Here is a 12,567-nt window from a genome sequence, read left to right on the forward strand (position 1 = left end):
GGACCTACGTGGGTTGTCTCATTTTATTCAGCGGCGCCGCGGGCGCGGCGTCGCTGGCACAACGTAGCGATAGTAGCCTAAATTCGCTCAGTTAGATATTGCTGTCGATGAAAGAGGTCAGCTGGCCTTTTGCCATAGCGCCAACTTTCTGCGCGGCCGCAACGCCGTTCTTGAACAGGATCAGGGTCGGGATGCCACGGATGCCGAACTTGGCAGGTACTGCCTGGTTCGAATCGACGTCCATCTTGGCGATCTGGATCTTGCCTTCGTATTCCTTGGCGACTTCTTCCAGGATCGGGGCGATGCTCTTGCATGGACCGCACCATTCAGCCCAGAAATCGACCAGTACTGGACGGTCCGATTTCAGCACGTCGGTGTCAAAAGATGCATCGGTAATGTGTTTGATATTTTCGCTCATAGTTTCCTCAATCGAGGTCAGTGAAAGTAATAACGCCTGGGGACGGGCCTCAAACGCTGCCATGGGCAGCAGTTGGGTGCCATTTGCACGATTTCAATGTCTCGGAGGGGATGGCAACAAGGTCGGCAGGCGAGGGATGGCGTAAATAATAACCCATTTTTTAAAAATGTGCGGTTGTTTGTAGCAACCCTCTAAACTATTTACCAAGATTGCCAGGAAGGACAGCCGCTGGCGCCGCGCAACGTGCGGCGGCGCGCGCCAGCAGCACGGCCAGCGCCTTGGTGCTGAGCGGCTTGGGACAGGCGTCGAGGATGGTCAGCCCCTGGGCTTCGGCCAGCCGGGCGGCGGTCTTGAGCACGGCGCCATCGACGCCGGACAGCAGCACCACGCAGCCCTGGTATTGCTGCGCCGCCGCCAGGCGCAGGAAATCGATGCCGTCCATGACCGGCATCGACAGGTCGCACACCACCAGGTCCGGCGGGCGCAGGCGCAGCTCGATCAGCGCGCGGCGGCCATCGGTTTCGCGTAGCACCGTATGGTCGCCCAGTTCGGCGATCATGTCGGCCAGTAGTTCCAGCATGAAGGCATCGTCATCCAGCAGCAGTATCCGCATCTCAGTTATCGTCGGCGAAGGTGGTATTGGTCATGATTTGTTCGGTGATCTGCTCCAGCAGCGGCCAGAGCTTTTGCAGCAGGGCCTTGGCGCGCGCGGCATTGGCGGCATCGCTGTCGTCGGCCGGCAGCTGTTCCAGTGCCAGCATCAGTTCGCCCATGCCCAGCGCACCGACGGTGCGGGCCGGCGACTTGAGGCGGTGCCCCAGCTCGCGCAGCGTGCCCACATCGCCGCGGCCCAGCGCCGCTTCCATCTGGGTCAGGCCATCCTGCGTATTTTGCAGGAATTTGAAGGCGAACTTGCGCACTTTATGCGGATGGTAGCCCAGCAGCTTGGCCAGGATGGACAAATCAATCACGGCCGGGTCGCCGCCCAGCGTGGTCTTGAAGGCGGGCCGCGCGGGGCGCGCCGGCGGCGTATCGCCCTGCGCCGTGGCGTCGCGCTCGGGCAGCCAGTTGGCGATGGTCTGGTACATCAGCGCCGGCTGGATCGGCTTGGAGATGAAATCGTCCATGCCCGCCTCGATGCAGCGCACCCGGTCTTCGCTGGTGGCGGTGGCGGTCATGGCCAGCACGCGCATGTCGGCCAGGCGCGGATCGGCGCGGATGCGGCGCGTGGCTTCCAGGCCGTCCATGAGCGGCATCTGCACGTCCATGAGCACGCAGTCAAACGCGGTCTGGCGCAGCAGCTCCAGCGCTTCCATGCCGTTGGCGGCCAGGCATACCGAGGAGCCCACTTCTTCGAGCATCTCCAGTGCGATCTGCTGGTTGAAGGTGTTGTCCTCGACCAGCAGGATGCGGGCGTTCTTGAGCGCCGACATCACGGCCGCGCTGCGCGAGGATGCCAGCAGCTCGGCGGCGGCGTCCTTGACGCGGTCGATCAGGTCCGGCACGCTGGCGTTGCTGATGCCCAGGCGCGCAGTGAACCAGAACGTGCTGCCTTGCCCGGGGCGGCTATGCACGCCCACATCGCCGCCCATGAGCTGCGCCAGCTGCTTGCAGATCGACAGGCCCAGGCCGGTGCCGCCGTATTCGCGCGTGGTCGAGGTGTCGGCCTGCTGGAAGGACTGGAACAGCTTGTCGATTTCCACTTCCGACAGGCCGATGCCGCAGTCGCTGACTTCAAAGCGCAGCAGGCAGCCATAGGCGTCGCCGACCACCTGGCGCACCCGCACTTCGATGCGGCCCTTTTCGCTGAACTTGATGGCGTTGTTGGCGTAATTGATCAGCACCTGGCCCAGCCGCAGCGGATCGCCGCGCAGCACCCGGGGCAGCGTCGGGTCGAGATCGTAGACCAGCTCCAGTTCGCGGCTGGCGGCCTTGGGCGCCACCACCGTGTTGAGCGTCTGGATCACATGGTCGAGCGCAAAATCGACCTGCTCGATTTCCAGCTTGCCCGCCTCGATCTTGGAGATGTCAAGAATGTCGTCAATGATGCCCAGCAGGTGCTCGCCGGCGAAGCGTATCTTTTCCAGGTAGTCGCGCTGGCGCGGATCGAGCTCGGTCTTCAGCGCCAGATAGGCCATGCCGATCACGCCATTCATCGGCGTGCGGATTTCGTGGCTCATGTTGGCGAGGAACTGGCCCTTGGTCTGGCTGGCTTCCTCGGCCACACGGCGCGCGTGATCCAGCTCGCTGGTGCGGGTCGCCACGCGCTCTTCCAGATGTTCGTTGAGTTCGCGCAGCGCGTCCTGGCTGTTCTTGCGTTCGGTGATGTCGGTCAGGCTGGCCACCACCAGGTGCACGGCGCCGCCGTCGTCGGGGATGGGCTCGACATTGACGGACAGCCAGCGGCGGCTGCCGTCCGGATGCGTCAGCCCCATCACCACGTCGCGCACCGGCATGCCGGTGACCAGCGCCAGTTGCACCGGGTGGCTGGCCGCGTCGTAAGGCGAGCCGTCTTCGCGTACGCCAGCCCACAGGCCATCGCGGCTCAGTTGCTCGGTGTGCGCCAGCATGCGCGCAGCGGCGACATTGCGTTCGATGATGAGGCCATGCGCATCGACCATCACCAGGCCGTTGGTGACAGCGTTGAAGATGGAGGCCAGGCGCTGGCTGGATTCGTGCAGCGCGCCTTCCGCCTGGCGGCGCGCGGTGATGTCGGTCAGCATCGCCAGCGTGCCGGCGTAGTGGCCGGAATCGGCGTTCATCACGGTGGTCGACAGCAGGCACCACACGGTGCTGCCGTCGCTGCGCAGGAAGCATACGTCGCCCTGGCTGGCCTGCCCGGACAGGCGCCGCTGCAGGTGCAGCTTGAGCAGCGCGCGGCCGGTGTCGTCCATGAAGTCGGTCATGGCGCGGCCCATGATCTGTTCAATGTCGTAATTCAGCATGCGCGCCAGCGTCGGATTGACGAAGGTGGTGCGGTCGTCGGCATTGGTCATCCAGATGCCTTCTGCGGCCGTCTGCACGATCTGGCGATAGCGTTCCGAGCTTGCGTGCAGCGCTTCCTCGGCGCGCTGGCGCTGCGTCATGTCGCGCAGCGCGACGATGACCAGCTCCTGCCCCGCCAGCTCCACCGGCGACATATGCACCATGGCCGGGAAGCTGCTGCCGTCGGCGCGGATTGCACACAGCACGCGGCCCGGCAGGTTGGGACGCGAGAATAGTTCGCGCACGCGCCCGTTGTTGCGCATGGCCTCCGGCGCCAGCTGCTCGATCGAGCGGCCGGTCATATTGCCGTCGTAGCCAAAGCTGTGGGCGCAGGAGGGATTGGCGTGGCGCACGCGGCCATTTTTTTCGGCGATCAGCACCGCGCCCGGCGTCGCATCGACCACGGCCCACATGCGGGCTTCCTCGGCGATGGCGCGTTCGCCGATGTCGGCCAGCGTGCCGGCCGCGCGCACCGGCAGGCCGGCCGCATCGCGCTCCAGTATCATGCCGCGCGCCAGTACCCATTTCCAGCTGCCGTCGCTGGCGCGCAGCCGGTGTTCGCTGCGGATCTGGCCCGTGGCGTCGCTGGTGCTGGTCAGATAATCCTGGATGCCGCGTTCGACGCGCTGGCGGTCTTCCGGATGCACATACTCCAGCCACTCGTTCAGCGTCGGATGGAATTCGTCGGGACTGTAGCCAAGCAGCGCGCAGTAGCGCGGCGACAGCGCCAGCATGCCGGTATCGAGCCGCCACTCCCAGCTGCCCTGGCCCGATCCTTCGAGCGCAAAGCTGGCCATGCGTTCAGCGCTGCCCAGGTCCGCCTGCACGCTGCGCAGCGCGCGGCCCTGCACGCGCAGCCGCCACGCGGCCGCCAGCGACATCGCCAGCAGCAGCGCCGCGATCATCAGACCGCCGTAGCGCAGCAGGGGCAGGCCTTCCGGCGGCTGGTACAGAAAGCCGTCCAGACTGAAATTCGACGGCAGCATGCCCTGTTCGCTGTAGGCGCGGGCGATGGCGCGCCAGCGTTCCGGATTGCTGTAGCCAAGTTCGATGAGCGGCTGTTCCAGCAGCGGCGCCGTATGCTGGGCTTCAAACATCAGGTGTTCGCGGCTGTGGCGGTCCGGGTAGCGGGCGCGTATCAGGTCGGCGATTTCGCCCGGATGCTGCATGGCATAGACCCAGCCGCGCAGCGTGGCTTCGCGCAGCGCCTGCGCGCGCGCCGGATGTTCACGCAGCTCGCTTTCGGTGGTGTACAGCACGTCGCCGTAAAAATCCAGGCCATGGGCGCGCGGCGAGATCATCTCGTAGCGCAGGTTCAGGCGTTCCAGCACATACGGCGCTTCGGTCTGATAGACCGACATGGCATCGACGCGGCCTTCGGCCAGGTCGTCAAAATTCTGGCTGTGCGGGACCTGGTACACGGTCTCCATGCGCACGCCCTGTTTTTTCAGGAAGACGGTCAGCTCTTCGTTGTTCGGCGCGATCATCAGGCGGCTGCCGGACCATGGCCGTGGCTTGCCATCGGCCTCGATGCGGCGCAGCAGGCTGGCGGCGGAATGCTGGAAGATCGAGGCCAGCACCACCACCGGCTGCCCCATGCCGCGCGCCAGCAGCAGCGTGGTGTTGCCGACGCCGTACTGGGCCTGGCCCTGCGTCACGCTTTGCAGGGGATCGGCGCCGGGACGCGCTTCCAGCAGCGTGACATCCAGGCCGGCGTCGCGGTAATAGCCCTGGTCCTGCGCGGCGTAATAGCCGGCAAACTGGAACTGGTGCTGCCATTTGAGCTGGATCGAGACCTTCTCCGCAGCGCTGGACGGCGTCAGCATGAGCGCGAGCGCGCACGCTGCCAGCGGATGCGACAGACGTGGCCAGAGAAGCTGGCGCAAGCGCGAACGGCGGTGAAACAAGAGCATCCCTTTCGGTGGACTTTGCCTGGAAACTATAGCATTGATGCCGTTGTCATAGACAGGAATACGATTGCATCTTGCGCGCGTAAAAAACATCCCCAAATTTAACATTTGAGGGCTGTTTTCGTGACAATCCGTGAGAAAGTCCGGCGGCTTGTGGCTAGCGCTCTGCTAGCCACTGCTTCTACTGGTTGAAGCTGCCCGCGAACTGGTAGCGGTGTCCCGGGTGCCACATGGTTGCCAACGAGGCAATCAGGCCGCCCGAGTGGGTCTGGCGCCTGAGCACCAGGCAGGCCTGCCGGGTGTCGATGGCCAGCATGTCGGCGATATCGCGCGGCGCCGCCAGCGCCTCGATGCTGTAGGTGGCGCCTTGCAGCGGCGCGGCGCGCATCAGGTATTCATTGGGCGTGAGGTGGGCGAAGTCCTGTTCCATGTAATCCGGCGCGCAGACCGGATTGACCCAGCGGTCCTCGACCTGGATCGGCACGCCATTTTCAAAGTGGACGATCACGGAATGGAACAGCGCATGGCCGGGCGGCAGGTCGAACTGCTTGGCCATCAACTCGCTGGCCTTGACCCGCTCCAGCTGCTGCAGGCTGCTGCGGTGGGCGTGGCCACGGGCGCGCACTTCGTCGGCGATGGATTTGATTTCCAGCAGCGTGGCCTGGTACTTCTGCTGGGCGACGTAGGTGCCGGAGCCCTGGCGGCGCGTGAGTATTTGTTCCGCAGTCAGTTCGCGCACGGCGCGGTTGACCGTCATGCGCGAGACGCCGAACTGCTTGACCAGCGCCTGCTCCGATGGAATCACATCGCCTTCCTTCCAGGTGCCGGCGGCGATTTCGGCCAGCAGATAGTCTTTGATGCGCTGGAATATGGGGGTGCTGTCGTGCGCGTTGTCGTGCATCAGTTGGTCGTCCAAACGGCTTCTCCTGGAAAGAGGACATTCTAGCATCGCATGCTTGTACAATTCAAAAGCAAGAGGCGGAGTGCGACGGATTGATGCGCTGGCTAAGATGGCTGCATTCCACCACATCACGGAGTCTGAAATGGGCAAGAGTGAAAACCAACTGGCGTATAGCAGCGACGAAGCGCGCTGGCGCGCCGTGCAGCAGCGTGACGGCGGCGCCGACGGCGTGTTCTGGTATTCGGTGCGCAGCACGGGCGTGTATTGCCGTCCATCGTGCGCGGCGCGGCCGGCGCTGCGCAAGAACGTCGCTTTCCATGACAGCCGCGCGCAGGCCGAGGCGGCCGGCTTTCGTCCCTGCCTGCGCTGCAAGCCGGACCAGCCGCCGCTGGCCGAACGCCAGGCTGCCATCGTGGCGCAGGCCTGCCATCTGATCGATGCTTCCGAAGAGGCGCTGGACCTCGACAGCCTGGCGGGTGCGGTTGGCGTCAGCCGCTTCCACTTCCACCGCATGTTCAAGACGGTGACGGGGATTACGCCCAAAGCCTATGTCAATGCGGCGCGGGCGCGGCGGGTGCAGGCCGGGCTGGCGCACGAGGCCACGGTGACGGATGCGATGTATGCGGCCGGTTTCAATTCGAGTGGGCGCTTCTATGCGCAATCGCCAGCGGTGCTGGGGATGACGCCATCGGCGTTCCGCAGCGGCGGCGCCGGTGAGCAGATCAGGTTTGCGATTGCCGAGTGTTCGCTGGGGCCGATTCTGGTGGCCAGCACGGTGCAAGGCATCTGCGCCATCCTGATCGACGATGATCCCGACTTCCTGGTCAAGGATTTACAGGACCGCTTTCCCAAGGCGGAATTGATCGGCGCCGAGCCGGAATACGAGCAGGTGGTGTCGCGCGTGGTCGGCATGGTCGAGCATCCCGAGATTGGCCTCGACCTGCCGCTCGATGTGCGCGGCACCGCCTTCCAGCAGCGCGTGTGGCAGGTGCTGCGTGCGATTCCTGCAGGGCGGCGCGTGACCTATGCCGAACTGGCCGAACTGGCCGGCGTGCCGCGCGGTGCGCGCGCCGTGGCCAGCGCCTGCGCGGCGAATGCGATTGCGGTGGCGATACCGTGCCATCGCGTGGTGCGCAACGACGGTTCGATCTCCGGCTACCGCTGGGGCGTGGACCGCAAGGCGCAGCTGCTCAACCGCGAGGCGGGCAATGAGTAACGGCGAACTGGATTTCGGCGACCCGGCAGCGGAGCGCAAGCGGCGCCTGGCGCTGCCCGTGGTGCAGCCTCCCGCTGTGCCACCTGCCGCCGCGCCGCTGGCTGCGCGCAAGGCCGTTGGCGCGGCGGCAGGCATCGCCGTGCATGTGGCGGGGCTGGACTGGCAGGCGATTGCCGACGAACTCAATGTGCACGGTTACGCCATCCTGCCCGGCATGCTGACCGCCGACGAATGCGCGGCGATGGCGGCGCAGTACGCACAACCGCAGCTGTTCCGCAGCCGCGTGGTGATGGCGCAGCATGGCTTTGGCCGTGGCGAATACCAGTACTTCCGCTATCCACTGCCATCAACGATTGCGGCGTTGCGGCAAGCGCTGTATGGACCGCTGGCCGGCATCGCCAACCGCTGGCATGAGCTCATGGAGCTGCCTGCGCGTTTCCCGGCCGAGCATAACGAGTTCCTGGCGCGTTGCCACGCGGCGGGCCAGCAGCGTCCGACGCCGCTGCTGCTGGAATATACAGCGGGCGACTACAACTGCCTGCATCAGGACCTGTATGGCGAGCACGTGTTCCCGTTGCAGGCTGCCGTGCTGCTGAGCCAACCAGGCAAGGATTTCGAAGGCGGAGAGTTTGTGCTGACCGAACAGCGGCCGCGCATGCAGTCGCGGGTGGAAGTGGTGCCGCTCAAGCGCGGCGACATGGTGATCTTTGCCGTCCACCAGCGTCCGGTGCAAGGCACGCGCGGCGTCTACCGCGTCAACCTGCGGCATGGCGTGAGCCGGCTGCGCGCCGGCGCGCGTCACACCCTAGGCATCATCTTTCACGACGCCACCTGAACGCTTTTCTGCGTTTGATAGAGGCGGGCGTAGATGCCGTTCTGCGCCAGCAGCGCGTCGTGGGCGCCGGCTTCGGCGATGCGGCCACGGTCCAGCACTACGATGCGGTCGGCGTTTTCAATGGTCGACAGGCGGTGGGCGATGACCACCGTGGTGCGGCCTTTCATTAGCACTTCCAGCGCCGCCTGCACCAGGCGTTCCGATTCCGTATCCAGCGCGCTGGTGGCTTCGTCCAGGATCAGGATGGGCGCGTTCTTGTACAGGGCGCGCGCAATCGCCAGGCGCTGGCGCTGGCCGCCTGACAGGCGCAGGCCGTTTTCGCCCACAGGCGTGTGGTAGCCTTCCGGCTGGCGTTCGATGAATTCATGGGCATGGGCGGCGCGGGCCGCCGCAATCACGCGCTCCATCGATGGCGCCGGATCGCCGTAAGCGATGTTGGCGGCCAGCGTGTCGTTGAACAGCACCACGTCCTGCGACACCAGCGCGATCTGCTGGCGCAGCGAGGTCATGGTGTAGTCGCGCAGGTCGACGCCGTCCAGCTGGATGCTGCCGCCACTGACGTCGTAGAAGCGCGGCAGCAGGCCGGCCAGCGTGGTCTTGCCGCTGCCCGAGCTGCCGACCAGCGCCACCGTTTCGCCAGCGGCGATCTCCAGCGACACGTGGTCCAGCGCCGGACGCGCATCCGGGTCCAGCGTTGCGCCATCGATGCCACGGTAGTGGAAGCTCACGTCCTGCACCGACAGACGGCCTTCGGCGCGCGCGATGATTTTTTTGCCTTGGTCGGCCTCCGACTCCAGGTCGATCAGGCCATACACGGATTCCGCCGCCGCCAGGCCGCGCTGCATCGGTTCGTTAATCTTGGTCAGGTTCTTGATCGGCGACTGCATCGCCATCAGCGAGGACATGAACGCCACGAAGGCGCCCGGCGACAGCGCCCCCGCCTGTGCGCGCAGCAGCGCAAAGTAGATCACCGATGACAGCGTAATCCCGATCAGCAGCATGATGATGCCGGAGTTGAGCGCCGACGTGGCCGCGTGCTTGACTGCCAGCTGGCGATTCAGCTTGACCACGCCGTCGAAACGGTTCTGCTCATATTTCTGGCCGCCGAAGATCTTGACCACGCGCTGGCCGCTGATGCTTTCGTCGAGCACATTGGTCAGGTCGCCCATGGCCGCCTGCGCGCTCTTGCTCAGTTTGCGCATGCGGCGGCCGGCAAAGGTGACGATGGCTGCCACCAGCGGCAACAGGCCAAGGCAGAACACCGCCAGTTGCCAGTCGATGGTGAACAGCGTGACCAGGTAGCCGACCGTGGCCACCGAGTCGCGCATGGCGACGTTGACCACAGTGATGACGGCCTGCGCCACCTGGGCCGCATCGAACGCCACGCGCGACAGCGTGGTGCCAGTGGAGGACTGGTCGAAATAGCCGTTCGGCAGGCGCATGATGCGGGCGAACATGACTTCGCGCAGATTGGCCTGCACCCGGCTGCTCAGCCACGCGGCGCCGTATTCGCCGGCAAAGCTGGAGACCATGCGCATCACGGCCAGGCCGAAGATCACGGCCGGGATGGTCCACAGCGCGGCCTTGCCGGGATCTCGCGGCAGCAAGTGGCTCAGGGTGTCCTGTACGAAGGCCAGAATGCCGGTGGCCGGCGCCTTGGGGCCGAGGGTGTGCGATGGCGCCAGCGCGTCCACAACGTTTTGCAGTTGGCGGATCAGCAGCACGTCGGTGGCGGCGGCCAGGCCGACCGCCAGCATGGTGACGAGGGCGATCCACGCGTAGGGGCGGAATTCTTTGGCAAGACGGAAGTAGAGTAGGCGACTGGACACAGGACGGTTCGCAAAAGGGAATCTGTGCGCATTGTACCCGCCCGGACACCGAAATCCCCGGTTTGCAACACTGTTCGATTGACCACGGCGCAAACTTCGCTACACTCTGAATCTTGCTGCCGAATGGAGAACCCGATGCGTACCCCCCTTTTACTCGCCGCCGTGCTGGCCACCTTGCCGGCCCATGCCGACACCATCATCGACCGGGCCAACGGCTACACGCTGAACGCGGCCGGCCAGCTGCAGCGCTTTACCTCGCTGGCGTTCGATGACCTGGGCCGTATTGTGGCGGTGGGCAGCGAGGCGGAAACGGCGGCCGCGCTGCCGAAGGCGGAGCACATCGACGTACAGGGCAAGACCCTGCTGCCAGGCCTGATCGACGCCCACGGCCACGTGTTTGAGCTGGGCGAGATCGCGTCCGGCGTCGAGCTGTTCAGCCCTACCTCGCTGAATGCGGCCGTCAAGGCGGTCGGGGAGTTCGCCCGCACCCATCCTAAAAAGGTCTGGATTATCGGCTTTGGCTGGAATCAGGAAATCTGGAAGCTGGGCCGTTTCCCCACGGCCGCCGAGCTGGATGCGGTGGTCAGCGACCGTCCTGTGCTGCTGCACCGGGTGGATGGCCATGCGGTGTGGCTGAATACCAAGGCGCTGGAGATGGCCGGCATCACCAAAGAGACGCGTGATCCGGCGGGCGGCAAGATCGAGCGCGATGCCAGCGGCAAGCCGACCGGAGTGCTGGTCGATGCGGCCATGGAGCTGGTGAACCGCGTGGTGCCGCTGCCGACGCCGGCCGAGGCGCGCGCCACGCTGGATGTGGCGCTGGTCTCGCTGGCCAAGGTGGGCCTGACCAGCGTGCATGATGCGGGCATCAAGGTGGTGCAGGACGATATCTACCGCGACTATGCCGACCACGGCAAGCTGACCACGCGCGTGTACGCCATGATCGGCGACACCATGGCGGATTTCGACGAACTGTCCAAGGACGGCCCGCTCAAGTCCTACGCCAATGACGTCTACGCGCTGGCTGCGGTCAAGCTGTATTCGGACGGTGCATTGGGCAGCCGTGGCGCGGCGCTGCTGGCGCCATACACCGATATGCCGTCCACCAAGGGCCTGCTGTTCTATCCGGACGCGGAAATGCGCGCCAAGATGAACAAGGCGATGAAGGCCGGCTATCAGGTCAACATCCACGCAATCGGCGACGCCGGCAACCACCAGATCCTGGACGCCTATGCGCAGCTGATCCCGCAGTACAAGAACGTCGAGCTGCGCCACCGCATCGAGCATGCGCAGGTGGTGACGCTGGACGACATTCCGCGCTTCAAGCAGCTGGGCATTATTCCGTCGATGCAGCCGACCCATGCGACCTCGGACCAGAACATGGCCGAGCAGCGCGTCGGCCATGAGCGCATCAAGGGCGCCTACGCGTGGCGCAGCTTCCTCGACCAGGGATCGAAGATCGCCTGCGGTTCCGATTTCCCGATCGAGTCGCCGAATCCGTTTGAGGGCCTGCATGCGGCGGTCACGCGGCAGAACAATGCTGGCGTGCCGGTGGGCGGCTGGTACAAGAACCAGGCCATGAGCATGACGGAAGCCTTCCGCTGCTTCACGCTGGATGCCGCCTATGCGGCGCACCAGGAAAACGTCATCGGCTCGCTGGAGCCAGGCAAGTGGGCCGACTTTGTGGTGGTGGACCGCGACATCTTCAAGATCCCGCCTGAACAGCTGGGCAAGACGCAGGTGCTGCAAACCTGGATGGGCGGGAAAAAAGTCTACGGACGTAAATGAAAAAAGGGAATCCAAATGGATTCCCTTTTTGCTGTGGTGCAGAAACTCATTGCTTGCGGCGGCGCGACAGCATGGCCAGGATGCCTAAGCCGCCGATCATCATGCCGTAGGTGACAGGCTCAGGCACGGGCGACATCACGACATTGATGTCACCGCCATAGCTGCCGCCATTGCTGATACCGTGCACCGTCAGCGTTAACGGACCGGTGACTGATGCCGGCAGCAAGGTGGCAACGTTGAACGTCACAGGCCAGACCGGCAGCGCGCCGGTCAGCAGTGAAATGCCGTTCAAGTCGGCACCGGTGAAGGTGACGTTGGCGTAGCCCAGAAAGCTGGTATTGACCAAGGTTCCCCAGGCAGTGGAACCGGCTGATACCGGATTGGTGAAAGTAAATACGTCCGTGAACGCTCCCACTAGCGGCGTGTTGCCGATGGATGCAGTCCATAGATTACCGGCCGTATTGGTTAGCGTGACGGCCCCGGGTCCCTGAGGTGGTGCCGACGCTGCAGCAGCCAGAGAGGATGCGGCCAGCATGACAGCCAGCGCCAACGTTTGCAGGTGCAATTTCTTTTTATCCATTTCTTTCCCCTGTGTTACTCACTGTTAAAAAAGTCTCCGAAAATCACCAACAGCAAATTGACAATAGGATCCCGCGATAGCACTGTCACGCTGAATATTTTGATG

At 64.5% G+C, this 12,567-nt stretch carries 9 protein-coding genes; 3 read left to right on the plus strand and 6 right to left on the minus strand.

Annotated features, from left to right (window positions below):
- Nucleotides 1–91: 91 nt before the first annotated feature.
- The 4 genes from trxA to hutC form a co-directional block, all read right to left on the minus strand.
- Nucleotides 92–418, minus strand: coding sequence for a thioredoxin TrxA (gene trxA, locus GTP58_RS16650; RefSeq protein ID WP_072786062.1), 327 nt, complete (start codon nucleotides 416–418; stop codon nucleotides 92–94).
- 196 nt (nucleotides 419–614) lie between these two features.
- On the minus strand, nucleotides 615–1,031 hold the full coding sequence (locus tag GTP58_RS16655; RefSeq protein WP_161078412.1) for a response regulator: 417 nt from the start codon (nucleotides 1,029–1,031) through the stop codon (nucleotides 615–617).
- A gap of 1 nt (nucleotide 1,032) precedes the next feature.
- Nucleotides 1,033–5,316: a PAS domain S-box protein gene (locus tag GTP58_RS16660; RefSeq protein ID WP_161078413.1), complete on the minus strand. Its 4,284-nt coding sequence runs from the start codon at nucleotides 5,314–5,316 to the stop codon at nucleotides 1,033–1,035.
- 178 nt (nucleotides 5,317–5,494) lie between these two features.
- Entirely contained in the window at nucleotides 5,495–6,214 is a 720-nt protein-coding gene (hutC, locus tag GTP58_RS16665) for a histidine utilization repressor (RefSeq protein WP_229215655.1), read from the minus strand.
- 142 nt (nucleotides 6,215–6,356) lie between these two features.
- On the opposite strand from hutC, the gene ada reads away from it, so the two are divergent.
- Nucleotides 6,357–7,430 (plus strand): bifunctional DNA-binding transcriptional regulator/O6-methylguanine-DNA methyltransferase Ada, encoded by a 1,074-nt coding sequence (gene ada / locus GTP58_RS16670; protein WP_161078415.1) that lies wholly within the window; start codon nucleotides 6,357–6,359, stop codon nucleotides 7,428–7,430.
- The gene (locus GTP58_RS16675) at nucleotides 7,423–8,265 is read left to right on the plus strand and encodes a 2OG-Fe(II) oxygenase (protein WP_161078416.1); all 843 of its coding nucleotides are present in this window, start codon (nucleotides 7,423–7,425) and stop codon (nucleotides 8,263–8,265) included. The genes ada and GTP58_RS16675 overlap by 8 nt, the downstream gene beginning before the upstream one ends.
- Here the strand turns inward: GTP58_RS16675 and msbA are convergent.
- Nucleotides 8,250–10,094: a lipid A export permease/ATP-binding protein MsbA gene (gene msbA, locus GTP58_RS16680; protein WP_161078417.1), complete on the minus strand. Its 1,845-nt coding sequence runs from the start codon at nucleotides 10,092–10,094 to the stop codon at nucleotides 8,250–8,252. The two genes, GTP58_RS16675 and msbA, sit on opposite strands and share 16 nt — an antisense overlap.
- Nucleotides 10,095–10,217: 123 nt before the next feature.
- Between msbA and GTP58_RS16685 the strand changes: the two genes are divergently transcribed.
- A complete protein-coding gene (locus GTP58_RS16685) occupies nucleotides 10,218–11,882 on the plus strand; it encodes an amidohydrolase (protein ID WP_161078418.1) in 1,665 nt (554 codons plus the stop codon).
- Nucleotides 11,883–11,928: 46 nt separating this feature from the next.
- Here GTP58_RS16685 and GTP58_RS16690 read toward each other — a convergent pair whose 3' ends face one another.
- On the minus strand, nucleotides 11,929–12,462 hold the full coding sequence (locus tag GTP58_RS16690; protein WP_161078419.1) for an FxDxF family PEP-CTERM protein: 534 nt from the start codon (nucleotides 12,460–12,462) through the stop codon (nucleotides 11,929–11,931).
- Between the last annotated feature and the right edge of the window lie 105 nt (nucleotides 12,463–12,567).

It is taken from the genome of Duganella sp. CY15W (genome assembly GCF_009857555.1).
GTDB classification, from domain to species: Bacteria; Pseudomonadota; Gammaproteobacteria; order Burkholderiales; family Burkholderiaceae_D; genus Rugamonas; species Rugamonas sacchari.